The 25,094-nt window shown below is 69.2% G+C and carries 23 protein-coding genes; 12 read left to right on the top strand and 11 right to left on the bottom strand.

Translation table 11 applies throughout. The features are described from left to right. Positions 1-3: 3 nt before the first annotated feature. The 3 genes from SB816_RS10730 to SB816_RS10720 all read right to left on the bottom strand — a co-directional run bounded on the left by SB816_RS10730 (position 4) and on the right by SB816_RS10720 (position 2,730). The gene (locus tag SB816_RS10730) at positions 4-648 is read right to left on the bottom strand and encodes a flavin reductase family protein (RefSeq protein WP_020928207.1); all 645 of its coding nucleotides are present in this window, start codon (positions 646-648) and stop codon (positions 4-6) included. Positions 649-733: 85 nt separating this feature from the next. Then, positions 734-1,690, bottom strand: a complete 957-nt coding sequence (locus SB816_RS10725; RefSeq protein ID WP_082391539.1) for a tripartite tricarboxylate transporter substrate binding protein — start codon at positions 1,688-1,690, stop codon at positions 734-736. Between the two features lie 59 nt (positions 1,691-1,749). Continuing rightward, positions 1,750-2,730: a Bug family tripartite tricarboxylate transporter substrate binding protein gene (locus SB816_RS10720; protein ID WP_410546928.1), complete on the bottom strand. Its 981-nt coding sequence runs from the start codon at positions 2,728-2,730 to the stop codon at positions 1,750-1,752. 203 nt (positions 2,731-2,933) lie between these two features. On the opposite strand from SB816_RS10720, the gene SB816_RS10715 reads away from it, so the two are divergent. Continuing rightward, positions 2,934-3,356: a hypothetical protein gene (locus SB816_RS10715; RefSeq protein WP_063570071.1), complete on the top strand. Its 423-nt coding sequence runs from the start codon at positions 2,934-2,936 to the stop codon at positions 3,354-3,356. A gap of 62 nt (positions 3,357-3,418) precedes the next feature. Here the strand turns inward: SB816_RS10715 and SB816_RS10710 are convergent, their stop codons facing one another. The 3 genes from SB816_RS10710 to SB816_RS10700 form a co-directional block, all read right to left on the bottom strand. Next, complete coding sequence (locus tag SB816_RS10710) at positions 3,419-4,213, bottom strand: hypothetical protein (protein WP_240317356.1); 795 nt, start codon at positions 4,211-4,213, stop codon at positions 3,419-3,421. Between the two features lie 107 nt (positions 4,214-4,320). Next, positions 4,321-5,496 carry a sensor domain-containing diguanylate cyclase gene (locus SB816_RS10705; RefSeq protein WP_064527072.1) on the bottom strand — a complete coding sequence of 392 codons (1,176 nt, stop codon included), beginning with the start codon at positions 5,494-5,496 and terminating at the stop codon, positions 4,321-4,323. 143 nt (positions 5,497-5,639) lie between these two features. After that, positions 5,640-7,805 (bottom strand): TonB-dependent siderophore receptor, encoded by a 2,166-nt coding sequence (locus SB816_RS10700; protein WP_240317357.1) that lies wholly within the window; start codon positions 7,803-7,805, stop codon positions 5,640-5,642. 259 nt (positions 7,806-8,064) lie between these two features. On the opposite strand from SB816_RS10700, the gene SB816_RS10695 reads away from it, so the two are divergent. The 4 genes from SB816_RS10695 to SB816_RS10680 all read left to right on the top strand — a co-directional run bounded on the left by SB816_RS10695 (position 8,065) and on the right by SB816_RS10680 (position 11,342). Next, positions 8,065-8,892, top strand: a complete 828-nt coding sequence (locus SB816_RS10695; protein WP_054502245.1) for a hypothetical protein — start codon at positions 8,065-8,067, stop codon at positions 8,890-8,892. A gap of 163 nt (positions 8,893-9,055) precedes the next feature. Beyond that, positions 9,056-9,964, top strand: a complete 909-nt coding sequence (locus tag SB816_RS10690; RefSeq protein WP_081273576.1) for a DNA/RNA non-specific endonuclease — start codon at positions 9,056-9,058, stop codon at positions 9,962-9,964. 152 nt (positions 9,965-10,116) lie between these two features. After that, positions 10,117-10,524 (top strand): EF-hand domain-containing protein, encoded by a 408-nt coding sequence (locus SB816_RS10685; protein WP_410546927.1) that lies wholly within the window; start codon positions 10,117-10,119, stop codon positions 10,522-10,524. A gap of 179 nt (positions 10,525-10,703) precedes the next feature. Further along, positions 10,704-11,342 (top strand): hypothetical protein, encoded by a 639-nt coding sequence (locus SB816_RS10680; protein WP_054502244.1) that lies wholly within the window; start codon positions 10,704-10,706, stop codon positions 11,340-11,342. A 61-nt stretch (positions 11,343-11,403) separates the two neighbouring features. On the opposite strand, the gene SB816_RS10675 is transcribed toward SB816_RS10680, so the two are convergent. Then, entirely contained in the window at positions 11,404-12,201 is a 798-nt protein-coding gene (locus SB816_RS10675; RefSeq protein WP_054502243.1) for a hypothetical protein, read from the bottom strand. A 61-nt stretch (positions 12,202-12,262) separates the two neighbouring features. On the opposite strand from SB816_RS10675, the gene SB816_RS10670 reads away from it, so the two are divergent. After that, positions 12,263-12,745 carry a hypothetical protein gene (locus tag SB816_RS10670; RefSeq protein WP_175166800.1) on the top strand — a complete coding sequence of 161 codons (483 nt, stop codon included), beginning with the start codon at positions 12,263-12,265 and terminating at the stop codon, positions 12,743-12,745. A gap of 16 nt (positions 12,746-12,761) precedes the next feature. Here SB816_RS10670 and SB816_RS10665 read toward each other — a convergent pair whose 3' ends face one another. Beyond that, complete coding sequence (locus SB816_RS10665; RefSeq protein ID WP_064527078.1) at positions 12,762-13,193, bottom strand: DUF1801 domain-containing protein; 432 nt, start codon at positions 13,191-13,193, stop codon at positions 12,762-12,764. Between the two features lie 238 nt (positions 13,194-13,431). Here SB816_RS10665 and SB816_RS10660 point away from each other — a divergent pair, with 238 nt between their 5' ends. The 5 genes from SB816_RS10660 to SB816_RS10640 all read left to right on the top strand — a co-directional run bounded on the left by SB816_RS10660 (position 13,432) and on the right by SB816_RS10640 (position 19,808). After that, complete coding sequence (locus SB816_RS10660) at positions 13,432-14,733, top strand: UDP-N-acetylglucosamine 1-carboxyvinyltransferase (RefSeq protein ID WP_410546926.1); 1,302 nt, start codon at positions 13,432-13,434, stop codon at positions 14,731-14,733. A 75-nt stretch (positions 14,734-14,808) separates the two neighbouring features. Further along, positions 14,809-15,603, top strand: a complete 795-nt coding sequence (locus SB816_RS10655; protein WP_410546925.1) for an alpha/beta fold hydrolase — start codon at positions 14,809-14,811, stop codon at positions 15,601-15,603. 243 nt (positions 15,604-15,846) lie between these two features. Then, positions 15,847-17,298, top strand: a complete 1,452-nt coding sequence (locus tag SB816_RS10650) for an NCS1 family nucleobase:cation symporter-1 (RefSeq protein ID WP_054502434.1) — start codon at positions 15,847-15,849, stop codon at positions 17,296-17,298. Between the two features lie 135 nt (positions 17,299-17,433). After that, positions 17,434-18,813 (top strand): HdeD family acid-resistance protein, encoded by a 1,380-nt coding sequence (locus SB816_RS10645; protein ID WP_410546924.1) that lies wholly within the window; start codon positions 17,434-17,436, stop codon positions 18,811-18,813. Continuing rightward, positions 18,810-19,808, top strand: coding sequence for a DUF4105 domain-containing protein (locus tag SB816_RS10640; protein ID WP_410546923.1), 999 nt, complete (start codon positions 18,810-18,812; stop codon positions 19,806-19,808). The genes SB816_RS10645 and SB816_RS10640 overlap by 4 nt, the downstream gene beginning before the upstream one ends. Positions 19,809-19,868: 60 nt before the next feature. Here the strand turns inward: SB816_RS10640 and SB816_RS10635 are convergent, their stop codons facing one another. Beyond that, complete coding sequence (locus SB816_RS10635) at positions 19,869-20,531, bottom strand: TetR family transcriptional regulator (protein ID WP_054502236.1); 663 nt, start codon at positions 20,529-20,531, stop codon at positions 19,869-19,871. An 83-nt stretch (positions 20,532-20,614) separates the two neighbouring features. Here SB816_RS10635 and SB816_RS10630 point away from each other — a divergent pair, with 83 nt between their 5' ends. After that, positions 20,615-21,283: an O-methyltransferase gene (locus tag SB816_RS10630; RefSeq protein WP_336235055.1), complete on the top strand. Its 669-nt coding sequence runs from the start codon at positions 20,615-20,617 to the stop codon at positions 21,281-21,283. A gap of 14 nt (positions 21,284-21,297) precedes the next feature. Here SB816_RS10630 and SB816_RS10625 read toward each other — a convergent pair whose 3' ends face one another. Both SB816_RS10625 and SB816_RS10620 read right to left on the bottom strand, forming a co-directional pair. Beyond that, positions 21,298-23,982 carry an ATP-binding protein gene (locus SB816_RS10625; protein WP_410546922.1) on the bottom strand — a complete coding sequence of 895 codons (2,685 nt, stop codon included), beginning with the start codon at positions 23,980-23,982 and terminating at the stop codon, positions 21,298-21,300. After that, positions 23,975-24,799 (bottom strand): DNA-binding response regulator, encoded by an 825-nt coding sequence (locus tag SB816_RS10620; protein ID WP_175142794.1) that lies wholly within the window; start codon positions 24,797-24,799, stop codon positions 23,975-23,977. Before SB816_RS10620 ends, SB816_RS10625 begins: the two co-directional genes overlap by 8 nt. Positions 24,800-25,094 lie beyond the last annotated feature (295 nt).

Below are 25,094 nucleotides of genomic sequence, written 5' to 3'. Positions count from 1 at the left end.
GGTTCAATGGCCCTGCGCGGGCCGCACCGCCGGATCGTTGGCGGCGTCCGGCGCGCGCATCTGGAACAGGTCGCTGGTGTGCGCGTACCAGCCGGCGCCGTGCATGCGGCCCAGCAGGCGCAGCGCGGGGGTGTCCACATGGAAGCGCTGCGCGTCCAGCAACGCGTCGTCGCGCAGGTACAGCGCCACCACCCGCGCCAGCACGATGACGCGCTGTGGCGCCGCATCCAGCACCTGCCACACGCGGCATTCCAGCGCCGCCGGGCTGAGCGCGATGCGCGGCGGCGCGACCACCCGCGAGGGAGCGGTCGCCAGCCCGGCGCGGGTCAGCTCATCGACGTCGGCCACGTAGTCCAGGCTGGTGTGGTTCATCTGCGCGGCCAGTTCGGCCGACACCAGGTTGATGACGAACTCGCCGGTCTCCAGGATGTTGCGCGAGGTGTCCTTCAACTGCCCGCCGCGCGGGCCGATGCCCAGCGCCACGATGGGCGGGTCGCTGCTGACCACGTTGAAGAACGAGAACGGCGCGGCGTTGCGCTGCCCCTGCGCCGACTGGCTCACCACCCAGGCGATGGGGCGCGGCACCACCACGCTGGAGAGCAGCTTGAAGGCGTTGGTGGCGCTGAGTTCGCTGAAATCGAAGTTCATGGATGCGTTCCTGGTGGCCGGCGCCGCGTCCGCGCCTGGCCGACGGCCGTGCGCATGCGTGGTCGTGTGTCCGGTGACCCTGTGTTCATTTGGCCAACAAGCCCAGCGTGCCCAGCAGCCTGCGCATGTCGGCCAGGTCCTTGGCGACGTAGGCGTCCGCTTCCCGCGGCGACAGCGCCATCAACGCTATCGCCTGCTCCTGCATGACGCGGCGGTAGTCGGGATCATCGTTCACGGCCCGGACGGCGTCGCTCAGGGTGCGCACGATGTCCGCGGGCGTGCCGGCCGGCGCGGCCAGGCTGTACCAGGTGGCCGCGTCCGCGCCCGCCACGCCGGCCTCGGCCAGCGTCGGCACGTCCGGCAGCAAGGGCGAGCGCTTGTCCGACGCATAGGCCAGCGCCAGCAGGCGCCCCTGGCGGATGAACGGCAGGCTGGCCGACAGGTTCAGCATGGCCAGGTCGGTCTGCCCGCCGACCACGTCATTGATGGCGGGCGAGGCGCCGGCATAGGGAATGTGGTTCAACTGCACGCCGGCAACCTGCTGGAACAGTTCGGCGCCCAGGTGCGTGGCGCCCCCCACCCCGGCCGAGCCGTAGCTCCACTTGCCGGGTTCGGCCTTGGCGCGGGCGATCAGCTCGGGCACCGAGCGGATGCCGCGCGACGGATTGACCACCAGCATGATGGGCTGCACCGCCACCACCGAGCAGAAGGCGAAGCCCTTAACGCCGTCGTACGCGGTCTTCTGCATCAGCGGCGTGACCACGTGGCCGGCCGAGGTGCCCAGCAGCAGCGTGTAGCCGTCCGGCTTGGCGCGCGCCACGAAGCCGGTGCCGATGGAGGCGCCGCCGCCGGGCTTGTTCTCCACCACCACCGGCTGGCCCAGGCGCTTTTCCAGCGCCCGCGCCAGGCTGCGCGCCACCACGTCGGCGGGGCCGCCGGCGGCGTAGGGATTGACCAGAACGACGGGCCGGTCTGGATAGGCCGCCGCCGCGGACGCGGCGCCGATGGACAGGGCCACCGCCGCCAGCAGGGATCGAAGCATCAATCGCATGGGATTTCCTTCCAGGGGCCCGGCCGCGGGGCGGGCCGGGAGCCGAGGCCTCAATCGGCGCGCGCGCCGGACTGTTCGATGATGCGCGCCCATTTCGCCGTATCGACGCGGATGCGTTCGGCGAAGGCTTCAGGCGTGCTGTGGGTGGTCTGGATGCCGTAGCCGGCCATGCGCTCGACCATCCGCGGCGACGTCATCACCGCCTTGATGTCGGCGTTCAGGCGGTCGATGACGGGACGCGGCGTGCCCGCCGGCGCCAGCACGCCGGACCACAGGCTGACCTCGTAGTCCTCGAAACCCGGCGTCTCCGACATCGACGGCACGTCGGGCAGCGCCGCCAGCCGCTGGCGGCTGGTCACGGCCAGCGCCCGCACCTTGCCCTGCCGGACCTGCTCGATGAAGTTGGACGAGGTGTCGATCATCATCGAGATGCGGCCGGCCAGGAAGTCGTTGATGGCCCCCGAGGTGCCCTTGTAGGGAATGTGGCGGATGTCGGCATGCGCCGCCGTCTTGAACATCTCGCCGGCCAGGTGGCTGGTGGTGCCGTTACCCGAAGAGCTGAAGGTCAGCTCGCCCGGCCGCTGCCGCGCCAGTTCGGCCAGTTCGGCGACCGAGCTGACCTTCAGGTCGGGGTTGACCACCAGCAGGTTGGAGGTCAGATTGGTAATCGACACCGGCGCGAAGCTGCGCTGCGGGTCGTAGCGCAGCTTGGGGTACAGCGACGGGTTGATGGTCAGCACGCCCATGGTGGAGTACAGCAGCGTGTAGCCGTCGGGCGCGGCGCTGGCCACGGCCTCGGCGCCGATGGTACCCCCCGCCCCGCCGCGGTTCTCCACCACCACGGTCTGGCCCAGCTTTTCGCCCAGGCCCTGCGCCAGCGAGCGCGCCATCAGGTCGGTGGCGCCGCCGGCCGGGAACGGCACGATCAATTTGACCGGCCGGTCGGGATAGGCCCCGGCCGCCACGGCCGCCGATATCAGGCCCGCGCCGAGCCACAGGCTGACCGCGGTCAGCGCACTTGCCATTCTCATGCTGTCTCCACCCTGGGGGTTCTTGTGTTTGCAGCATGGTAGGCGCGGGGCGGCGATGACGCTATGCGCGGGATCGCATATCTGCTTTGTGCGGACACCGCGCGGGCCGGCGCCCGCCGGCCTGGGTAACGGATGCCCCTGAACGGCGCGCGGCCGGGATCGGGTATCGTCTGAACCTGGCCCATCCGCCCGCGCCGTTCGCAATGCCACAACGCCCCGACCTGTTCTCGCCCCCTTCCCGCCAGCGCGCCGCCCGCGCCAATTCACTGCTGTGGATCCTCGACCCGCTCGAGCGTGATCCCGGCTATCTGCGCCGCAAGATGTTCGGCTGCGACGCCGCCTACCTGGACGGCGCGCTGTACCTGGTGGTGGCCGACCGCGACATCCCCTGGAACGGCGTGATGGTGTGCACCTCGCATGACCGCCACGCGGCGCTGCTGGCCGATATGCCGAGCCTGCTGCCGCACCCGGAACTGGGCAAGTGGCTGTACCTGCCGCAGACCGACGAGGCGTTCGAGACGCTGGCGGCCCGGTTGGTGGAACTGGCGTTGGCGCGCGATCCGCGCCTGGGCGTGGCGCCCAAGCCGCGGGCGCGGCGGCGCAAGTCCTGGCGGGGCGAGGAATAAAGCGCGCCGGCGCGCCCTTGCGCCGCGCGGCATGCCCTGACGGCTGCCATGGCCGAGTTGGCTCACATCGATCCGGCCGGGTCGCCAAACACCTCGCGCCAGGGCCGCGACAGCACATCGGTGTCGGCCGTCGACAGGTATTGCGGCGCCCCCCGCGCCATGGCGGCGAACAGCAAGGCGTCGCTGGCCCCGTCCCACGGCGCCGCGAGCGACTCGTCGACCTCGCCGTCCTCGTCCACTTCGCGAATGAACGCGGCGTCGCCATCGACGGCCTGGGCGCGTTGCCGCAGCAGGCCGTGGATCTGCAGCAAGCCGCCATGCACGGGCGAACGCGCCCCGCCCCGACGGCTCGCGGCGGCCAGCACGCCATACCATTCCGATTGCGGCGGCGCATCGGCAGGCGTGGGGACACCCTCTTCGTCTTTCGACCAGCGCTCCCAGGCGCGACCGTAGCGGTCCCAGCCGTCGGCAGGCAGATCGGCGCCCAACGCCCGCGCCTGTTCGCGCGTCAGTTCGGGAATGCGGGCCAGGATGTCGACCACCGCCTCGCCGTGCGGGCCGAACAGCGCGCCCAGCGGCAGCGGTTGCAGCAGTTCGATCGCGGCGGCGCGCCAGTAGCCGGGTTGCGCCACCAGTCCGGACATGTCGCCCAGTTGCGCCACGCGCACGCGCCACAACTGCCCGGGCCAGCGGCGGCCCAGCGTCATGGTGGCAATGGATTGATCGACGACCAGCCAGGGTGGCTCGGCGCGCGCCAGGCGGACATGGTTGCCGGCGCGTTCAAGCGCCATGTCGGGATCGGCGGCGTCGAACCAGAAACCGTCGCGGTCGGAGGAAGCGGGCGTGGAAGTCGTCATGGCCGTCATTATCGGTCCAAAGCGTCGACGCAAAGCATAGGCCCGTCCCTGAACGGCCCCGGGCATTTCGCCGCGCGGGCCGCGCCACTGGCCGCGACGGCGGCGCCTCAGTCCGCGGCGGCGCGCTCCGGCGCCAGGGCCGCTTCCAGCCGGTTGCCGCCCAGGGACTTGGCGCGATACAGCGCCAGGTCCGCACGCGACAGCGCATCGGCCAGCGGCGGCACGTCCTCGTCGAAATAGGCCAGGCCGATGCTGACCGTGGCGGCGATGCCCAGGCCGTCGGCCGGGTTGGCGATGGTGGTGGCGAAGCGGCGGGCCGCCGCCGCCCCCAATTGATGGGCGCGGCGGGCGTCATCGCCCGCCAGCAGCGCGGCGAATTCCTCGCCGCCAAGGCGCGCCAGGATGACCTGCGGCCCGAGCGCGTCGCGGGCCACGGTGGCGAACGCCGCCAGCACCAGGTCGCCGGTATGGTGGCCGTAGCGGTCGTTGATGGCCTTGAACTGGTCCAGGTCGAACGCCAGCACGGCGACAGGCTCGCGCCCCGCGCTGGCCGCGATGAGGCGCGCGCCCTGCTCGAAGAACCAACGGCGGTTGCCCAGCCGCGTCAGGTAGTCGGTCTGCGACTCGTGCACCAGTTGCACGTGGGTTTCCTCGCGGATCAGCTTGATCAGCGTCATCGGCAGCAGCACCGAATACAGCACCCCTTCGTACATGGTGATGTTGCTGGCCAGCAGTTGCACCCAGGGCCCCTCGGCAGCCACCCACCATGGCAGCAGGAAGGCGCGGCCGAAATAGATCAGCGCGTGCACGCCGGCCACCGCCACGGCGAAGTTGCGGGTTTTCGGCATCCCCATGGAATCGCAGCGCAGCAGTTCCCACGCGGTCAGGGCGCTGACGAGGGCGATGGGCAAGGCGCTGACGTATTTCCACACCACGTCCTGCCCCGGCACGCCGGCCGCCAGCCAGATCAGCGCCATGACCGCCAGCAAGCCCATCGAACGCTTGCGGTAATGGCGCCCGCTCAGCGAGGCGACGCTGTCCAGCACCAGCAGGTAACCGCCAAGGATCACCAAGTTGCTCAGCGGCGCGCCGATCGCGGCCGGCAGGTCGGCGCGGAACAAGGCGCAGATACAGCCCAGCGCCAGCGTGCCGAAGCCGGCCGCCAGGATGCCCAGCGAGCGGCTGCGGTGGGGGTGGGTTCGATACTCCCAGAACGTCAGGCCGGCACTGGCCAGCAGCGTCCCGATGGTAATGAAGTACAGGGTGAGGAGATCGACGTGCATCTCGGCCGGAAAGAGGTGGCACGCCAGGAGGAAATTGCGGCGGCGTTCGCAATTTTAGGGGGAAATCCGCCGCGGATAGGTGACGGGAAAGCGGTCGCCCCGGGGTCATAAGTCCCCAATTTGACCGCGCTCCCGGCGGGACGTCAGAACCGGTAGGTCACGCTCCCGATCACCGTGCGGCGGGTGCCGAAGAAGCAATCGCCACGGGCAAGGCAGGTGCCCACGTACTGTTTGTCGAACAGGTTGGTGACGTTCAGCGCCAGGCGCATGGGACCCGCATCGTAGGCCAGCACGGCGTCATACAGGGTGACGGCGGGCACGCCGTTCTGGCCGGTGCCGTCATCGCTGCTGCCGTTGTAGCGCACGCCCGCCCCCGCCAGGAAGCCCGGGGTTCCCATCACGCTGAAGCGGTAGTTGGCCCAGAACGACGCCATGTGCCGGGGAATGCTGGCCAGTTGGCGCCCCTCTTCGGCCGGCGTGCCCTTGGCCACCTTGGCGTCCAGGAAGGTGTAGGTGGCCACCAGATCGACATTGCCCAGCGACGCCAGCGCTTCCAGTTCGGCGCCCTTGGTGCGGGCCTCGCCCACTTGCACGGTGTCGGCAATGCCGTTGACCACGCCGGCGACCTTGCGGTTTTTCTCGGTCATGTCGAACACGCTGGCGGTGACCGTCAGGTTTTCGCCCGGCGGCTGGTACTTCAGGCCGGCCTCCCATTGCTTGCCGCGCAGCGGCTTGAACGCCTGGTTGGCGCGGTTGAAGCCGGCCAGGCCCTGGAACGATTCCGAGTAGCTCAGATAGGGATTGAGGCCGGCCTCGGAGCGGTACATCAGGCCAAAGCGCTTGCTCATCTCGCTGTCATCGCGCGACCCGGACGGCGTATCGTCCACCGACGCGCGCGAGCGGTCATGGCGCAGCCCCAGCATCAGCAGCCAACGCTCCCATTCGAGCTGGTCCTGCATGTAGAGGCCCAACTGGTTGCCGCGCGAGGTCGGCGCGCTGACCGTCGAGGTGGGCGGCGTGAAGTTGCCGTACACGGGGTTGTGCACGTCGATGGGCGCGACCGTGCCGCCCACTCCCTGGCGCGCATCCAGCACGGAGCGCTGGTAATCGATGCCGGTCAGCAGGGTGTGGCGGATCGGGCCGGTCTGGAACTTGAACTGGCCCTGGGTGTCGACCACGAACTGCTTGAGGGTCGGCTGGTTCTGGTAGATCACGCGGCGCAGCAGCGTGTCGCTGCCCGGCACCCAGCCGTGGCCGGCGCCGTTGAAGCCGGCGGTGTAGATGCTGCGATAGTCGACCTCGCTGTGCGTGTAGCGCAGGTTCTGCCGCACCGTGACGTTGTCATTGAAGGCGTGCTCGAACTGGTAGCCCACCGCACTCTGCCTGGCGGTGTACTTGTCGAAGTCGGGTTCGCTGACGAAGAAGTCCTGCGGGATGCGGCCGGCCGGCGTGGTGGTGAGCGTGCCGCGCCACGGGAAGAAACCGACCATCGACCCGCTATTGTCTTTCTGGAAATTGGCCAGCAGCGTCAACGAGGTGGCGGCACTGGGCCGCCAGGTCAACGACGGCGCGATGAAATAGCGGTCGTCGTCGACGTATTTGACCGAGCTGTCGCTGTCGCGCCCCAGCGCGACCACGCGATACAGCCACTTGCCGTCTTCGTCGATCGGGCCGGTGAGGTCGGCCTGGATCTGCTTGCGATTGTGGTTGCCGTAGCTGACGCCGATCTCGCGCATCGCTTCGGGCTGCGGCCGCTTGCTGATCTGGTTGACGATGCCGCCGATGGCGCCCTGCCCGTACAGCATGCCCGACGGCCCGCGCAGGATCTCGATGCGCTCCAGCGCGTAGGGATCGGGCCGGGTGTTGTTGTAGGACCCCACGGCGTTGAGCAGGCCGTCGAGGTATTGGGTGGAATCGGTGCCGCGGATCTTGATGGAGTCGCCGCGATTGTCCGGCCCGAACGCGCCGGCCGTGACGCCGGCCGTATAGCCCGCCGCCTGCTGCACCGACTGGGCGCCCTGCAGCGTCATGCGATCCTGGGTGATGACGCTGATCGACTGCGGCGTTTCCATCACCGGCGTGTCGGTCTTGGTGGCGGTGGCGGCGCGCTTGGCGACAAAGCCCTGCACGGGGCCAACCGCGGTCTGTTCGACATCGCTGCCCGTGACGGTGACGGCGGGCAAGTGGACCTCGGCAGGGGCGGACTGCGCCAGGACGGCGCCCGGCAGGCCCAGGCCGAATACGATCAAAGGCAATTGCCGGGCCCGGAAATGCACCGGGCGCCGGCGGGACGAAAGGCTTACAGCCATGGAAACTCCGCTCGCATGTGAATGACAATAAGAACCAGTCTTATTACATGATGAGGCGGAATTATAGTCACACTGTTTCAGCTAAATGCCAGGGACGGGCCGCCGCGCCAGAAATACCTGGTGGTAAATCGTGGCAGTCTGCAACCGTGCGCCAAGGCCGCCGCGGTTCAATAGCGCCACGCGGCGGCCTGCGCCGCATCCGTGCCGCGCCCTTCCCCGGAGCCGGCGTCCCGTTTCCCTTCCCACGCGCCGCGCCCCCATGGCCAACCGATCCTATCTCTACAGCCTGAGCAATCGACCCGCCGCCTACGCCGACCGGCCCGAGACCATCACCGGGCTGTCCGAATGGCCCTACGCGGTGCCGTTCTCGTACCGCCTGCTGATGTCGGGCGATCCACAGTTGTGCGCCTCCCTGATCTCCGACGGCCTGGATAACGACGAACCGGAACAGCGCACCCCGCTGCACGCCATCAGCAGCCGCTTCGAGCCGGGGCTGGCGCGGATCAAGCGCTTTGCCGACATCGTGCGGACGACCGTGGCGCCGGGCGGCGCATCGGCCCCCGCGCCCGCCGCGCAAGACGTGGCGCAGGACCCGGAGCCGTCACTGCTAGCGGGCCTGAAGCGCTTGTTCGCGCCGGCCCGCGCGAAGACCGAAACGGACACGCGGGCGCCGTCCGGACTGCTGGCGGCGCTGGACGAGACCATCGCCTTCCTGGAGGCGCATCGCAACGACTATCTGCTGCTGGAAACGGTCGAACTGGATCTGATGGCGGCAGCGGACAAAGCCGCGCTCAAGACCCAGGTGGAACGGGAGCTGGCGCGTTGCCGGCGCGCGGGCGAAGCGCTCGACGCCTTGCCGGCGGACCCGGCCGAGGCGGGCCGCCAATTGCTGGCGGCCACCCGCGAACGCGGCGCGGCGCCGCTGGACGCCTTCCATGGCCTGCGCCTGGATGACGGCTTCGACGGCGGCGGCAACCAGCGCGTGGATTACATCCTCGGGCTGGAATGGAGCGAGGTGCTGTACTTCGATCTGCACAACCGCGCGGAATTCGAAGCGCAGCGGCGGGAACCCGAAGCAGAGGCTTGATAGTCCGTGGATTGCCCGGCCCCGCCGAGGGGTCCGGGCCGGATGCGACATCATGTCCCTTCCGGCGCGGGCGCGGCGCGGCGTGACAAATCCGTCACTCATCTACAATCCGGGGTCACCTTGGCCGGCCCGCACGGCGGCCGGTCCGTAGCCCCCAGGTAGCATGACCCGCGCGAAGAAACCCGCTCCCAGAAAGAGAAGCTCCCCCTCCCGATCCCAAAGCCGCGCCGCCGGCCGCGTGCCGCGCTTCCTGCGCGCGCTGATCGTCACCTCGCTCGCCAGTTTCGGCGCCGCCACCTATGTGCTGCATCCGCAATGGAAGATGCCGGCGGCGGTTGGCGACATGCTGTCGCGCCTGGAATGGCCGTCGCTGCAGCGCAGCGCGCCGGTGGCCCTGCCCGCGCCCAACGCGGCGCTGGTGCAGACCGCCTTCAGCGACTGTCCGCAGTTTTTCCCGAATGCCCAGCCGCCCGCGGTGCCCGCCGCGCAACGCTTGCGCGAAGTCTGTTTCTCCTCGTTCGCCATCCTCCACAACGGCTCGACCAAGACGCCGGTGTTCGTGGCCGAGCGGCTGAACCGCGAGAACCTGGCGCAGGCCAAGGGACTGCACCGCACCGACAAGTTCTACGCCGAGGCGCGGGTGCCGCGCGCCGAGCGTTCGGAGCTGGATGACTACCGCGGCTCGGGCTACTCGCGCGGCCACATGGCGCCGGCCGGCGACATGGCCACGCCCGAGGCCATGGCGCAGAGCTTTTCGCTGGCCAACATGGTGCCGCAGGACCAGAAGCACAACGCCGGCCCCTGGAGCCGCATCGAGCAGGACACGCGCCAGTATGTGATGCGGGCGGCCGGCGACGTGTACGTCTTCACCGGCCCGGTGTATGACGACCGTCCCAAGACCATCGGCGCCGGCGTGGCCGTGCCCACGTATCTATACAAGGTCGTGTACGACGCCACCACGCACCGCTCGTGGGTGCATTGGCAGGCCAACAGCGCCAGCACCAAGGCCGGGCCGCCGATCGGCTACGACGAGTTCGTCAAGCGCACCGGGCTGCGGCTGCTGCCGCAATAATCGCGGCCTGCACGCGGCCTGGCGCGGCGGATTGGTAACCGAAAGATTGCATCCGGCGCCGGCGTCGCCGCTTCAGGCAAAATGAGCCGCGCGCGGCCACGGCAACGCCCCCGCCTGACAGCATGGCCGCCTTTCGGAGAACAAGGAGAATCATGAAACACGCCACCCTGATGGCCAGGCTGGTCGCGGCGATGCTGTTGACAGGCCTTGCGGCCAACGCGATCGCGGCGTCCGATACCGCCGCCGCCCCGGCCGCGCCCGCGAAAGCCGCCCCCGTCAAACCGGCCGCGCCCGACGCCGCCATCGAGCCCGCCAACCACGGCCCCATGAGCGAGCAGGAATACCTGACCCGCATGGAAGCGGCGTTCAACAAGCAGGACATCAATGCCGACGGTTATCTGACCCGCGGCCCGCTGCTGCAGGAAGCCACGCCCGAGCAGATCACCGCGATGGACACGGATGGCGACGGCCGCATCAGCAAGGCCGAATTCCTCGCCTATGCCCTGAAGAATTTCCAGGCCCGGCCGAAGTACGAAAAGAACCACTACGCCAAGCCGTGAAGGCACGCGCGGGCGGCTCCCGACGCCGCCTGCGCTGCCAAGTTAACGATTGGATACACAAGACGGAAATCGCAATTACCCCGTCGCGGCCACGTGCTAAGTTACGTCCCCAGTTGACGGCGCCACCGCCCGCGCGCCGGCGACAGCGCGCTTTCCCCCTTCCTTTCTTCACGACAATCATGCACAAGAACCAAGATCGCGCCCCGGCCCTGGCCGGCAAGAAACGGATAGCCGGCCTGCTGGCGCTGGGCCTGGCCCTGGCCACCGCGGCCTCCGCCACGCTGGCGGGCGATCTGCCCCCGCGCGGCGGCGCCGCTGCCCAATCGCAGGGCCAGACGCAGATGCAGACCCAGCAGCCGCCCGCGCAGAACGACGGCCGCCTGCCGCCGCGCGGTTCGGCGCAGACGCAGAGCCAGGCGCCGGCGCAACCCCAGGCCCAGGGCGCGCAGAAAACCGAGATCAAGGACCAGGCCGCCTACGAGCGACTGCTGCATAACAGCGGCATCAGCGTGCAATGGCTGTGGACCGACGCGCGCGGCAAGCTGAAGGCGGTGGACGAGAACGACGTGGTGCGCCTGGAAGGCGGCCACGCCAACGAAAACGGCTCGGTGACGATCAAGGGCCAGGTGCTGTCTATCTCGGCCGACCGCTTCACCTTCCGCGGCACCATCCTGATCGTGGACGCGCCGGACAAGGGCCGCCGCTGCGAACGCACCGGCGACTACGAGTTCCGCGCCACCGGCAAGCGCAAGTACTGGCGCCTGCAGCAGATGGAAGCGTGCGGCGGCCTGACCGACTACGTCGACATCTACTATTGATCGACGCGACGGCCTCGATGCGACGCCCCCGGCCTGCCACAGCAGGCCTGGCGTCCGCGTTTCACAGATGCCGGTGGCTGCATGCCATCGGCTGGTCGACCATCTGGCCGATCGCCCGCGCCAGCGCCTCGGCGCTGCCTTCTTCCAGGCAGTTGGCGCGGATCATGCGGAACCCCAGCGCCAGGCTGTAATGCCAGTCCAGGTCGAACAGATGGTATTCGCGCCCGTCCGCCGGGTTGCGCCAACGCACCGCCGGATCCTCGTACGCCACGCCGATGAAATCGACGTGCGAGCCGAACGGCGGCAATTCCTCCAGCCGTTCATCCGAGCCCGGCAGGCTCGGCACTTCCAGGTTCTCGCCCACGCCGACATACGGCTCGGCCCCCTCGTAGGCCAGCATCACCACGCTGAACCCGGCCGGATCGGCGTCGTAATGCGCGCGCTGCGCGGGGTTGAGCAGTGCGCGGGCCGCCGGCCCCAGGCAGCAATACGGGCCGCGCCAGTTGCTGCGCTCATCGTCGAGCGACGCATCAGGCGCGACGCCGTGCGCCGCCAGCAATGCCAGCGTCTCTTCCATCGTGTCGTGATGACGCACCGGGATATCGGGCGGCAGATGGCCGGCGGACTGATAGAGCGCGATCACGTCGCCGGTGGTGCGCAGGCCGTGGCGATACTGGAACGAGCCTTCCTTCAAGCGCGCCAGCCGATGGCTCAGGTCGTCCAGGGCCTCGCGCGGCACGCGATCGCCGCGCGGCTCCAGCAGATAGCCCTCGGCCAGCAGGCGCGTCTGCAGCGCCGGCCAGTCGGGCGGCGGCAGATGGGGGTAACGGGGAAAGATGAACTGGTGATGTTCGGACATCCGGGGCGAACCTCGTAATAGCGTATTCTCTGACGTTCAGGCAACAGCAAGGATATCTTGAATGAACCCGACCGTAATCAAGTGGCTGACCAGCGTCGGCTTTGGCCTGGTCATTGGCCGCGCCGCCTACGGCGTCCTCAACTCACTGCTGCAGATGGCCTTCGGGCTGGACCAGCCCGACGCGCCGCTCGACCCGGTGGCGCTGGACCGCATGTTGATCACGGGCAGTGTGCTGTGCCTCGTGGTGGCGGTGGTGGTGGCGGCGGCGCTGCTGCGCGTGGCCGACAACCGGCGCCGCATTGCGTGGGGCTGCCTGGTGCTGGGCGTGACGCTGCTGCTGACGCTGCTGGCCGCCCTGCCGGGAATGGACCTGGGCGGGCATGCCGCCGGATCGGCCGAGGCGCGCGACGCCAAGACGGCGCTCTTCTTCTGGTTGCTGATCTTCGGCCTGCCCTACCTGGGCGGCGGCCTGGCGCTGACGATCGGCGGCGCGGTCATGCTGCGCAAGTTCCGCTCCCCTGCGAACCGCGGCCCCTTGGCCTGAAAACGGGAGGCGCCGCTCAGGCCGGCTTGGCGTGTTTGCGGGCGGCGGCGGGCGCCTTGCCGCCGGCGGCATTGAGCGCCGCGGCGGCGCGAATCAACGCCGTCAGCGCCTGCGCGTCGATGGCCTCGCCCTCGCGGATGTCGATGGCGCGGCGGGCGTTGCCCTGCAGACTGGCGTTGAACAGGCCGGCGGGGTCGGGCAGCGCCGCGCCCTTGGGAAAAGTCAGCTTGACCGCGCGCTGGTAGGTTTCGCCGGTGCACAGGATGCCGCCCAGCGACCACACCGGCACCTGCCACTTCCACTCTTCGATCACGCCGGGATCGGCCGCAAGGATCACCTCGCGCACCCGCGCCAGCAACGGGCCGCGCCAGTCGTGCAGCTCGCGGATGCGGGCATCGATCAACTGCGACGGGGCGTGCGCGTTCGTGACGGACTTGGCGCTGGGCATGGCGATTCCCTGTGGGTGGCGCCGGGCGCGGCGCCTGCCGGTCTTTATACCGAAGCCGCCGGCATGCGTCCATGCGGCGGCGCGCCACGCCCTCCCCCGCGGCCGCGACGTCCGGTCACCCGGTTTGCAGTCTGACACCATTTCCCCTGAGCACGGCCAACGCCCATCGGGCCATGCCGGTACAATTTCCCCCGCGTTTTCCCCTAGCCGTCCCACCTGTCGTCCAAGCTCCTCACCCATGTCCAATCTCATCGTCCACGGCGGCACCCCCCTGCGCGGCCGCGTCATCCCGTCGGCCAACAAGAACGCCGTGCTGCCGATCCTGTGCGCCACGCTGCTGACCGACCAGCCGCTGCGGCTGCATGGCGTGCCCGACATCACCGACGTGCGCAAGATCCTCGACATCTTCCGCACCCTGGGCAGCGAGGTGCGGCTGGACGAAGCCACCCGCACGCTGGACCTGCACCACCGCGACACCACCTTCGACGCCGCCCGCCACCGCCTGCCCGAAGAGATGCGTTCGTCCATCATGCTGGTGTCGCCGCTGCTGGCGCGCTTTGGCGTGGCGCGGCTGGAAGACAACGTCAAGGGCTGCACGCTGGGCGTGCGCGAGATCGATCCGCACGTGGACATCTTCCGCTCGTTCGGCGGCGAGGTCGAACGCGCCAGCGGCTCGCTGCTGGTGCGCAGCGCCGGTCCGCTCAAGCCGACCCATCACTGGCTCGACTACGCCTCGGTCACCACCACCGAGAACTTCGTGCTGTGCGCGGCCGCCGCGGCCGGCGAATCGACGCTGACCAATGCCGCGTCCGAGCCGCACGTGCAGGAGTTCTGCCGCTTCATGACCATGATGGGCGCCGACATCGACGGCATCGGCACCTCGCGCCTGACGGTGCGCGGCGGCGCCACGCTGCGCGGCGGCGAGTTCACCTTCGAGGAAGACTTCCACGAGATCACCACGTTCCTGGCGCTGGGCGCAATCACCGGCGGCGACGTGGTGGTGCGCAACAGCACGCCGGCCAACTTCCCCCTGATCGACCGCACCTTCGCCAAGTTCGGCGTGAAGATCGTGCATGAAAACGGCTGGTCGCGCGCGCTGCGCGACGGCCCGCTGAAGGTGCAGACGCCCTTCACCAGCAACGTGCTGACCAAGGTCGAGGCCGCGCCCTGGCCGTATTTCCCGGTGGACCTGCTGCCCATTTTCATCGCGCTGGGCGTGTGCGCCGAGGGCAACGCGATGTTCTGGAACAAGGTCTACGACGGCGCGCTGGGCTGGACCGGCGAGCTGTCCAAGTTCGGCGCCCACGTGTTCTCGTCGGACCCGCACCGCGTCATCACCTTCGGCGGCAATCCGCTGACGCCGGCGGTGGTCGAAAGCCCCTACATCATCCGCGTGGCGATCGCGCTGTTCATGATCGCCAGCAGCATCGAGGGACGCTCCGAGATCCGCAACGCCACCCCGATCCGCCGCGCCCATCCGCGCTTTGTCGAGAACCTGCGCAGCCTGGGCGTGCAGGTCGAATGGACGGCCGAGGAATAGCGCGGGCGGTTTTTTATAATCCCGCGATTCCTCCAAATGGCGCCACGGCGCTTTTTTGCTTCCCAGGATCCCTCCATGTCGTCGATTGCCAGCCAGGATGTCCATGTGCCCACCCCGCAAGGCCGCCTGTTCGCGCGGCGCTGGGATCCGGCCGGGCGCGATGCGGACGCGGCGCCGATCGTGCTGCTGCATGATTCGCTGGGCTGCGTCGAACTGTGGCGCGACTTTCCCGAGCGCCTGGCCCTGGCCACCGGCCGCGCCGTCATCGCCTATGACCGGTTGGGCTTCGGCCGCTCCGATCCCAACCCCGCCACGCTGGCCACGGGCTTCGTCGAAGCCGAGGCCAACGGCGGCTTCCAAGACCTGCGGCGGGCGCTCGACATCGGCCCCTTCATCGCCTTCGGGCACAGCGTCGGCGGCGGCATGGGCATCTGCTGCGCGGCGGCCCATGCGGCCGATTGCCGGGCGCTGATCACCGAGTCGGCCCAGACCTTCGCCGAGGACCGCACGCTCGACGGCATCCGCGCGGCGCAACGCAACTTCGCCGAACCGGGCCAGTTGGACCGCCTGAAGAAGTATCACGGCGACAAGGCCGCCTGGGTCCTGAGCGCCTGGGTCGACACCTGGCTGTCGCCGGCCTTCGCGCACTGGAACCTCGATGACGCGCTGCGCCGGGTGCAATGCCCGGTGCTGGCGCTGCATGGCGAAGAGGACGAGTACGGCTCGTCCGCCCATCCCGGCATCATCGCGCGCCTGGCCGGCGGCCGGCAGGCGCTGCTGGAAAACTGCGGCCACGTGCCGCACCGCGAGCAACCGCACATCGTGCTGGACCTGGCCAGCCAGTGGCTGCGGGGCGCGCTGCCGGGCTGATCCCTCCGGCCCTCGCCGGTCCCGACGCCACGCCCTGGCGCCGCCCCCACGGCGTCCGCGCCTCCCGCCCGCTCCCCGCACGCGTCCACCGGAAGGGAAAACCCCAGGGGCGATCTGGCGCAAAGGTTGTATACACTCTTTGCACACCATAGTACGCGCCAGGCTCCGTCCAAGTGTTGCTGCTGTATTGGTCGGCCCGGCTTCCTTTACGGCCATGCCCACACGTGGGCCAGGGAGCTCGCCATCGATATCCGAAATCCGTCGCCCGGTCTCTACAACGAGGACCTGGCCCCCACCAAGGAGCGCCGCTGGGGCGCCTTCAGCATCTTCAACGTCTGGACCTCGGACGTGCACAGCCTGTGGGGCTACTACCTGGCCGCCAGCCTGTTCCTGCTGTGCGGCAGCTTCGTCAACTTCCTGATCGCCATCGGCCTGAGCTCGCTGGTGATCTTCTTCCTGATGAACCTGATGGGCTATGCCGGCGAAAAGACCGGCGTGCCCTACCCGGTGCTGGCGCGCGCCTCGTTCGGCATCTGGGGCGCCAACCTGGCGGCGCTGGTGCGCGCGGTGGTGGCCTGTTTCTGGTACGGCGCGCAGACGGCGGCGGCCTCGGGCGCCATCGTGGCGCTGCTGGTGCGCAACGACAGCCTGCTGGCCTTCCACCAGAACACGCAATGGCTGGGGCATTCGGGGCTGGAGCTGATCTGTTACGTCGGCATCTGGGCGCTGCAACTGCTCATCATCCAGAAAGGCATGGAGACCGTGCGCCGCTTCCAGGACTGGGCCGGCCCGGCGGTGTGGATCGCCATGCTGGTGCTGGCCGTGGGGCTGTGCGTGAAGGCCGGCGGCTTCAGCCTGGACCACGGCATCCCGATGGACGTGCTGCTCGACAAGACGCGCGACGCGGGCGTGAACGGCGCGCCGGGCAGCTTCTGGGCGCTGATGGCGGTGGGCGCCACCTGGATCACCTACTTCGCGGCGCTGTACCTGAACTTCTGCGATTTCTCGCGCTATGCCCGCGACAGGCAGGCCGTCAAGCGCGGCAACCTGTGGGGCCTGCCGGTGAACCTGGTGGCGTTCTCGCTGGTGGCGGGCGTCACCACCATCGCCGCCTACAAGGTCTATGGCGAAGTGCTGCTGCACCCCGAGCAGATCTCCACCAAGTTCGATAGCTGGGTGCTGGCGCTGCTGGCCGCCCTGACCTTCGCGGTGGCCACGCTGGGCATCAACGTGGTGGCGAATTTCGTGTCGGCCGCGTTCGATATTTCGAACGTGTTCCCCAAGCGCATCGACTTCAAGCGCGGCGGCTACATCGCGGCGCTGATCGCGCTGGTGCTGTATCCGTTCGCGCCGTGGGAAGGCGGCGCGGCGCACTTCGTCAATGCCATCGGCGCCACCATGGGGCCGCTGCTCGGCATCATCCTGGTGGACTATTACCTGGTGGCCAAGGGCCGCATCAATGTCGCGGCGCTGTACGACGAGCACGGCGAGTACCGCTACCAGGGCGGCTGGAACATCAACGCGCTGATCGCCACCGGCATCGGCAGCGTGTTCTCGACCATCCTGCCCAACTTCACCGACCTGCTGCCGGCTTGGTGGGCCACCTACGGCTGGTTCTTCGGCGTGGGAATCGGCGGCGGCGTCTATTGGGTGCTGGCCACGCTGCGCCCGCGCGCGGTCCCGGCCCTGGCCTGACGCGTCCTTGCCCGAGCCGGCCGCCAGGCGCCGGCGCGGGCAGCCGCGACTCGACGACCGGGACGCGCTCGCGGTACCCTGCATGCGATATCCGCCCTACGTGGCATCGCACCCTTGCATGGAGACTGCGCCCCCATGAGCCACCTGGTTTTGCTGCTGCTTGGTGTCGACTATCTGCACAAGCGCGCCCGCGCCCTGATGATCGGCGGTTGGCTGATGCTGGCCGCCGGCGCGTTCGTCTTCATCGACGCGCTCGATAACGCGCTCTATTTCCCGCTGAATTTCTTCGCCGCGCTGCTGGTGGTCGAAGGCATCGCCACCCTGGCGATCGCCAAGTCGGGGGTCGGCGGCCAGCGTGTGCTGCGCTACACCAAGGGCGTGTTCGTGCTGGCGGCCGGCACGCTGGTGCTGGCGGGCCAGCACCACGGGCATTTCGTGCTGTCGATGATCTTCGGACTGCTGTTCCTGGTGGACGGGCTGATCCAGTGCATCGCCGCCTATGTGGTGCGCTACCAGCGCTGGCGCGTGGTGTTCGCCTCGGGCGTGGCCGAGGTGCTGCTGGCAATCTTCTTCTTCCAGCCCTACCCCACCCACTACGTCGGCACGGTGCCGTACTGCATCGGCCTGTTCCTGGCGATTTCGGGTGTGAAGCTGCTGTGGCTGGCGCGCCGCGTGCGCAGCCTCGATGCCAACCCGGCGCTGGCCGCCAATCCCGACCCCGCCTTCATGCCGACGCGCGCCGACGGCCCGGCGCAGAAAGTGTTCGATGGCCCGCCCCAGGCCAGCGAGCGCGCCCTGACCGTGCATGTATGGACGCCGTCCGGCTCGGCCAGGACCGAGACCCGCCACTACCCGGTGGTCGACCGCTACATCGCGGCCGTGGACATCAATGGCGTCGTGTCCACCGGCCATGCCGCGCTCGAATCGCCCGAAGGCATCTACATCAGCCTGTACCCCGCGGTGGAAATCGACCACTCGCCCGAACAGTTCGGCACGCTGCTGCGCGCCACCGCCGACAACAACGTGCCCGGCGTGTACCAGCCCGACTACGCCACCGAGTCCAAGGCCTGGTGCCCGTCGACCATGCAGGTGCGCATCCGCAATTACGACGCGGCCAAGCTGGCGGCCTTCTGGGACGAATACCGCAAGATCGAAATCTACAACCTGACCCACCGCAACTGTTCCAGCTCGGTCTCGGCCGCGCTGGAAGCGGCGCTGGATGGCGTGGTCGGCCGCCTGCATGGCCCGGATGCCGGCTGGGGGGTGATGTGGCGCCTGCTGTTCACGCCCGAGCTATGGGTGGCGGCGCAGATCCGCAAGCGCGCCCTGACCATGGCCTGGACCCCGGGCCTGACGCTGGACTATGCGCGCGCGCTCAGCATGCTGGCCGACCCGCGCCCGTTCGGCTGGTGGAAGATGTCGCAGGCGGCGCTGCGCCAGATCGCCGCGCTGCGCGCCGGCTGGCGCCGCCAGGACCGCGAGGCCGTCGCCCGCAACGCCCAGACCCAGTCATGACGGGGCTGCTGGCGGCCGTGGTGATCGCGGGCGCGCTGTGGGGCGCGCTGGCGCTGTGGTTCCAGTCGCCCGGCGGGGGCCGCGCGCGCGTGCTGGCGCCGCTGGCCTGGCTGGCACTGGCCGCCGCCGCGCTGGCCGGATTGGCCTGGGGATATCGGTTGCCCGCGGCGGTGTTCGCGGCAATGCTGCTGATTCTGCTGGCCTGGTGGATCTGGGGCATGCGGCCATCCAACGATCGCGACTGGATGCCGGAAGTGGCCCGCACCACCTACGGCGAGGTGGACGGCGACCGCCTGACGCTGCATAACGTGCGCAACTTCGACTGGCGTTCGCGCACCGACTTCGACGCGCGCTGGGAAACCCGCCGCTACGATCTGTCGAAGCTGGCCTCGGTGGACCTGGCGCTGTCGTATTGGGGCCGGCCGGCGATCGCGCATGCGCTGGTGTCGTTCGGGTTCACCGATGGCCAGTACGTGGTGTTCTCGGTGGAAATCCGGCGCAAGCGCAATGACACATTCTCGGAGATCGGCGGATTCTTTCGCCAGTACGAATTGTCGGTGCTGGCCTCGGCCGAGGAAGACAGCCTGCGCGTGCGCACCAACGTGCGCGGCGAGGACGGCTACCTTTACCGCGTGCGCATGCCGGCCGGCGCGCCGCGCAAACTGCTGCTGTCGTACGTGGAAACGGCCACGCGCCTGCGGCGCCAGCCGCGCTTCTACAACACGCTCACGGCCAACTGCATCACCATCGTGTACCGGCTGGCCGACAAGATCGTGCCGGGCCTGCCGCTGGACTACCGCCTGCTGCTGTCCGGGTACCTGCCGGAATATCTGTACCGGCTCGGCGCCCTGGCGGGCGCGGACAGCTTGCAGGCGTACCGCGACGCCGGCCGCTACACCGACCGCGCCCGCGCCACGCGGGACGCGGCGCAGTATTCGCGCAACATCCGGCGCGGCGTGCCGGGCGTCGCGCAACCGTCGTCGGTGGAACAGTAATGGCGTCCGCCCCCTGGCAGTTGTACGCAATGGCGCGAGAGACAGCCTCCCCCTTGCAGATTACTTGGCGGCACGCCGGCGCGGCTGTCGACTGTCGCCTGCCAGGCTGTCGAGATACGCGCACAGCATGTCGGCCAGCGCGTCCGCGTAGGTCTCGATCTCGGCCTCGCTGCGCGGGCTTTCGGAGAACTGCTTGCCGACGGCGCTGAGCGTGTGGGTGATGAGATCGCCGGCCAGCGCGCGGGTGGCGTCGCTGGCCTGAGGCAAGGCCTCGCCGAGAAAGGCGAGCACGACGCGGCCGCCCTCTTCCTTGGTGGCGCGCGCCTCGGGCGCATCGCGGTACAGCGGCGCGGCGTCGTTGAGGGCGACGCGCATCACGGCCTCTTCGCATTCCGAGCGCACGAAGGCATGCACCAGGTTGCGCAGGCGCCGGGGCGGCGCGTAGCGCGTGTCTTCGAGCAAACGCCGCAGCAGGTCGGACGTCTGCTGCCATTCCTGCGTCTGCAGGCGGTAAAGGATGGCGGCCTTGTTGGGGAAGTATTGATAGAGCGAACCGATGCTGACGCCGGCCTTCTCGGCCACGCGGGCAGTGGTGAAGCGCGTGGCCCCCTCCTTGGCCAAAACCTGAGCCCCCGCCTGCAGGATGGCCGCGACCAGCTCGGCCGAACGGGCCTGCTGCGGCTGTTTTCTCTCGGAAAGCCGGGTGCTGCGGCGTGTGGTCATGGCGGCGCGCGAAATGCGAATAGGGAAATGCGACGAATTCGTCGTATTCTAAACCGGAGCCCTCCGACTGGAAACCCATCACCATGACCAACACCCTGACCTCCGCGCCCCTGGCCTCGCTGCTCGACCGGCTGTTCACGCAGGCCGACGCCTCCTGGGCCAATGCCGACCCCGCCCTGGCGAACATGTCCGACGCCGAACAGTCGCGGCTGATGCGCAGCAAGACCGAATACCGCGAGTTCTACGGCCGCATGAAGGACCTGCCGCTGGCCGTGTCTCCCGAGACCGGCACGCTGCTGTACATGCTGGCGCGCAGCACACAGGCCCGTTCCATCATCGAATTCGGCACCTCGTTCGGCATCTCGACCCTGCACCTGGCGGCGGCGCTGCGCGACAACGGCGGCGGCCGGCTGATCACTACCGAATTCGAGCCTTCCAAGGTCTCGCTGGCCAGCGGCCACCTGGCCGAAGCCGGCCTGGCCGACCTGGTGGAACAGCGCCAGGGCGACGCGCTGCAAACGCTCGCCACCGGGCTGCCGGACCGCATCGACCTGGTCCTGCTCGATGGCGCCAAGGCGCTCTATTCGGACGTCCTGGCATTGCTGGAGGACCGCCTGCGGCCCGGCGCGCTGATCGTGGCGGACAACGCCGACCATTGCCCGGAATACCTGGCGCGGGTGCGCTCGCCGGCGTCGGGCTACCTGTCGACGCCCTTCGGCGGCGACGTGGAACTGTCGATGCGGCTGGGGTAGGACGCGGCGCCGGCTCACGCCACCGGCATGCGCTCGCACAGCTCGCCGATGGCCGCGAGATCGCCCAGCCGCGCCAGGCGCTGCACCTGCTGGCTGAAATCCGTAAAGGCCGGATCGCGCGCCTGCACGGCGCGCGCCCAATCCATCAGGTCCGAAATGCCGCCGATGTCCAGCAGGCGCCGCACCTGTTCCAGTTCGGCGCGCGACAGGCGCGGCATCGGCGACGGCGCCGGGGCCGGCTCGCCGGCCGTCGAAGGCATCGGCAGATGCAGCAGCCGGCCCAGCAAGTGGCGCAGCTCGACCAGATTGATGGGCTTGAGCAGGCTGGCGTCATAGCCGACGCCGTCCAGGGCCGCGGTCTCCTGCGGCGTGGCAGATACCGCCACCACCGGCAGGTCCGGCCAGCGCGCGCGGGCCGCGCGCAGCACGGCCGAGCCGTCGGCGCCTTCCATGCGGTGATCGGTCAGGATCAGGTCGGGCCGGCGCGCGTTATCGGCCTGGATGCGCGCCACCATGCCGCGGCCGTCCGCCTCGCTTTCCACCTGGAAGCCCAGGCTGGCCAGTTCCTCGACCAGGAACTCGCGGATTTCCGGCGTGTCCTCGGCCAGCCAGATGCGACGCCCGGATCCGTCGAGCTGGGGCAGCACATGCGCCGCGGCGGCGATGTAGTGATGCGACACGCCCGATTCGTCCACCTGCCTGACCGGCAGCGACACGCTGATGGTGGTGCCCTGGCCGACTTCGCTGTCGACGTGGATGCGGCCATTCATGCGCTGCACCCATTGCTGGACGATGGCCAGGCCTAGCCCGACGCCGGGCTGGCTCTCGGCCGCGCCCAGCCGCTGGAACGGTTCGAAGATGTGCTGCCGGTCCGCGGGCGCGATGCCGCACCCGGTATCGCGCACCGACAGCGTCAACCAGCCCGTGGCTTCGCCCGCGCCTGGAGCGGCATAGTCCGCCGTCAGTGTCAGCACGCCGCCGCGCGTGAACTTGGCGGCATTGTCGATGAGATTGGACAGCACCTGCCGCACCCGCTTGCCGTCCATCTCCAGCACGGCCGGCAGCGCGTCCGCCACCCGCAGCTCGAAACGGTTGTCCTGCCGCGCCGCGATCGGCGCGGATTCCTTGGCCACGGTGTCGAGCAAGGCGTGCACGTACTCGGGCGCCAGGCGCAAGGCCTGGCCGCCCGCGCCGGCGGCGTAGTCGATCAGGTCGTTCACCATGCCCAGCATGTGGTCGGCGCTGCGGCGGATGACGGCGCCGCGCGGCGCGTCGTCGCGGCCGCCGGCCTGGATCAGGTCGGCGAAGCCGATGATCGAGGTCAGCGGCGTGCGCAGGTCGTGGCTGATGCGCGCCAGGAAGTCCTGGCGCACGCGGCCGGCCTCGTCGGCCAGGATCAATGCCGCCTGCAGCGCCTGGGTGCGCTCGGTGACGGCCTGATCCAGCCGCTGGTGTTCGCGTTCGCGCGCCTGCGCCAGTTCGCGCTGGGCCGCCAGCCGTTCCTGGCGATGCTGGCGCGAACGGCCATGCAGCAGCACGGCCAGCATCAGCGACACCGACAGCAGATCCCAGGCGACTTCCGGCCCGCCCGCCCAGCGTCCCGGCAGGAGGCCCTGGATGTAGGCCACCCGCAGGAACAGGCAGGAACAATAAATCGCAAACGACAGCAGGAAGATGCGCGCATTGGCGTGGCCGCGGCGCCAGCCGTCGGCCATGGACACCAGCCACACCAGCGCCCACAGGAAGATCAGTCCGATCAGCGCCTGCGCGGCCTCGCGGTAGTCGCCCAGCGCGGCCCAGACCGCGCCGGCCAGGCCGGCGGCGATCAACGCCTGATAGACGCCACGCCAGATCCGCACGCGGTGCAGGTCGGCGAAGAGCATCGCCATGAATCCGAACAGGGAGGCCGCCAGCGTCGCCAGGACGCTCGGCGCGCGCAACACCATTTCGCCGCCGCCGGTCAGGACGTAGCGGTAAAGCAGCCCCTGGAACGACAGGCTGTAGAGGATCTCGATGAAGATCGCGGCGGACAGCAACAGGTAGACCGGATCGCGCTGGGCCGCGCCCAGCACCGCGGCGTAGATGCCGACCATCATCAGCGCGCCGATCAGCAGCGCCACCACCATGGTGTTGCGCTGGGTCACGCCGACAAAGGCCGCCGGCGTCCTCAGGGTGGGCTCCATGCTGATGGCCGAACGGCTCTGCACCCGCACCAGCACCGTCATGCGCTGGCCCGGCTCGAGCCGCAGCGGCACCACCGAGACGGTGGCCGGCACCTCGCGCCGCGCCAGCGGCTCGCGGTTGCCCGCCAGCAGAATGCCGGAAGGCTGCCGCTGCCCCGGCGCGAACAGATAGAAGCGCACGTCCTCCAGCCGGGGCACGCCGAACGAGAGCCAGCGTTCCTGGGCGCGGTCGGAGGTATTGCTGACCTCCAGCCTGAGCCAGAACGCCGAGGCGGAATATCCCCGGTTGAGCCAGCGGGCGGTCACCGGCTGCCAGGCGCCGTCCAGGACCCGGCTGGCATCCTGATCGCCGGCCTTGTCCTCGATGCCCCGCAGCTCGCCGACCAGCGGCAGGGTGCCGCCCACGGTGCTCAGATCGATCACGGGCTGGGCATCCTGCCCGCGCGCGGGCAGGCTCAGGCAGGACAGGGCCAGCCACAGCAACCAGGCCAGCCAGCCCAGGCGACGGTCAGGCATGGGGATCCTGCTCCTGGCGCAAGGCGGTGGGCGCCATGCCGAAACGCTCGCGGAAAGCGGTGGAAAAATTGCCGCGGTTGCCATACCCCACCGCCTGCGAAATGGCCTGGATGTCCAGGCCGGTCTCGCACAGCAGGCGGCGCGCCTCGCGCATGCGCTCTTCGCGCAGGAACTCGAACACGGTGGTGCCGGCGCAGCGACGGAAAGCCTGGTTCAACCGACGGGCGTTGGTGCCCAGCGCCTGGGCCAGGGCCACCAGCTCGGGCGTGTGGTCGAGCCGTTCGCGCAGCAGCTTGCGCGCGGCGCGGAACAGCACGCCGTCGAGCGACGCGCCGGTGGCGGCGGACGACGCCCCGTCCTCGGCCGGCTTGGCGGGCGGCGTCGCGGCCGGCACGGGCGCCACCCGCAGATGTATCAGCAAGCGCAGGCGCACTTCCTCGAAATCGAACGGCTTGGCGACGTAATCGACCGCGCCCGCGGACAGCCCCGCCACCCGCTCGGCCGGCAGGGCGGCGGCGGTCAGGAAAATGATCGGAATGGCGCGCGTGGCCTGATCGGCCTTCAGCAGCCGGCAGGCCGCCAGGCCGTCGCAGCCCGGCATGTTCACGTCCATCAGGATGATGTCCGGCTGCACCAGTTGCGCTTTGCGGTAGCCGTCGTTGCCATCCTCGGCCACGTAGACCCGGCAGTCCTGGCTGGTCAGGAAATCCACCAGCAGCATGCGGTCCTCGGGCCGGTCCTCGACGACCAGCACGCGCAAGCCGGCAAGCTGGCCCGGGATAAGCGGATGGGAAGCGGCGTCATTCATGCCGCGCATTCTTTCATGCCGAGGCAGGGGCGCGTTGGTAACAAGCGACGAAACCGTGCCGGGTTTGTGAATATTTTTCCTTTTGGCAAACGTGCCGTGCATTCCGGCAAACTTCTCAATCGCAATCATTATTCACACATGATAGTGTTTGTTACATCGAGCAATCTGCCGGAAGTCTGGGCTCTTCGTCGACCCGAACCATCGCAACGCCTCGCGATGACGAGATCCCGACGACACCTGGACACCACGCCGGCACGCTCCCTCTTCTGACGCATCCGCAAGGATGCCATTGCCCGGCCAAGAA

This window comes from Achromobacter sp. SIMBA_011, from assembly GCF_046535435.1.
GTDB classification, from domain to species: Bacteria; Pseudomonadota; Gammaproteobacteria; order Burkholderiales; family Burkholderiaceae_B; genus Achromobacter; species Achromobacter dolens.
Note: the sequence above shows the minus strand (reverse complement) of the source record. Positions and strands in the feature narration are given on the sequence as shown.

Bases quoted from the DNA above. Each gene is read 5' to 3' on its own strand.
- SB816_RS10730 (WP_020928207.1), bottom strand. From the start codon at position 648: ATGAACTTCGATTTCAGCGAACTCAGCGCCACCAACGCCTTCAAGCTG.
- SB816_RS10725 (WP_082391539.1), bottom strand. From the start codon at position 1,690: ATGCTTCGATCCCTGCTGGCGGCGGTGGCCCTGTCCATCGGCGCCGCG.
- SB816_RS10720 (WP_410546928.1), bottom strand. From the start codon at position 2,730: ATGAGAATGGCAAGTGCGCTGACCGCGGTCAGCCTGTGGCTCGGCGCG.
- SB816_RS10715 (WP_063570071.1), top strand. From the start codon at position 2,934: ATGCCACAACGCCCCGACCTGTTCTCGCCCCCTTCCCGCCAGCGCGCC.
- SB816_RS10710 (WP_240317356.1), bottom strand. From the start codon at position 4,213: ATGACGACTTCCACGCCCGCTTCCTCCGACCGCGACGGTTTCTGGTTC.
- SB816_RS10705 (WP_064527072.1), bottom strand. From the start codon at position 5,496: ATGCACGTCGATCTCCTCACCCTGTACTTCATTACCATCGGGACGCTG.
- SB816_RS10700 (WP_240317357.1), bottom strand. From the start codon at position 7,805: ATGGCTGTAAGCCTTTCGTCCCGCCGGCGCCCGGTGCATTTCCGGGCC.
- SB816_RS10695 (WP_054502245.1), top strand. From the start codon at position 8,065: ATGGCCAACCGATCCTATCTCTACAGCCTGAGCAATCGACCCGCCGCC.
- SB816_RS10690 (WP_081273576.1), top strand. From the start codon at position 9,056: ATGACCCGCGCGAAGAAACCCGCTCCCAGAAAGAGAAGCTCCCCCTCC.
- SB816_RS10685 (WP_410546927.1), top strand. From the start codon at position 10,117: ATGAAACACGCCACCCTGATGGCCAGGCTGGTCGCGGCGATGCTGTTG.
- SB816_RS10680 (WP_054502244.1), top strand. From the start codon at position 10,704: ATGCACAAGAACCAAGATCGCGCCCCGGCCCTGGCCGGCAAGAAACGG.
- SB816_RS10675 (WP_054502243.1), bottom strand. From the start codon at position 12,201: ATGTCCGAACATCACCAGTTCATCTTTCCCCGTTACCCCCATCTGCCG.
- SB816_RS10670 (WP_175166800.1), top strand. From the start codon at position 12,263: ATGAACCCGACCGTAATCAAGTGGCTGACCAGCGTCGGCTTTGGCCTG.
- SB816_RS10665 (WP_064527078.1), bottom strand. From the start codon at position 13,193: ATGCCCAGCGCCAAGTCCGTCACGAACGCGCACGCCCCGTCGCAGTTG.
- SB816_RS10660 (WP_410546926.1), top strand. From the start codon at position 13,432: ATGTCCAATCTCATCGTCCACGGCGGCACCCCCCTGCGCGGCCGCGTC.
- SB816_RS10655 (WP_410546925.1), top strand. From the start codon at position 14,809: ATGTCGTCGATTGCCAGCCAGGATGTCCATGTGCCCACCCCGCAAGGC.
- SB816_RS10645 (WP_410546924.1), top strand. From the start codon at position 17,434: ATGAGCCACCTGGTTTTGCTGCTGCTTGGTGTCGACTATCTGCACAAG.
- SB816_RS10640 (WP_410546923.1), top strand. From the start codon at position 18,810: ATGACGGGGCTGCTGGCGGCCGTGGTGATCGCGGGCGCGCTGTGGGGC.
- SB816_RS10635 (WP_054502236.1), bottom strand. From the start codon at position 20,531: ATGACCACACGCCGCAGCACCCGGCTTTCCGAGAGAAAACAGCCGCAG.
- SB816_RS10630 (WP_336235055.1), top strand. From the start codon at position 20,615: ATGACCAACACCCTGACCTCCGCGCCCCTGGCCTCGCTGCTCGACCGG.
- SB816_RS10625 (WP_410546922.1), bottom strand. From the start codon at position 23,982: ATGCCTGACCGTCGCCTGGGCTGGCTGGCCTGGTTGCTGTGGCTGGCC.
- SB816_RS10620 (WP_175142794.1), bottom strand. From the start codon at position 24,799: ATGCGCGGCATGAATGACGCCGCTTCCCATCCGCTTATCCCGGGCCAG.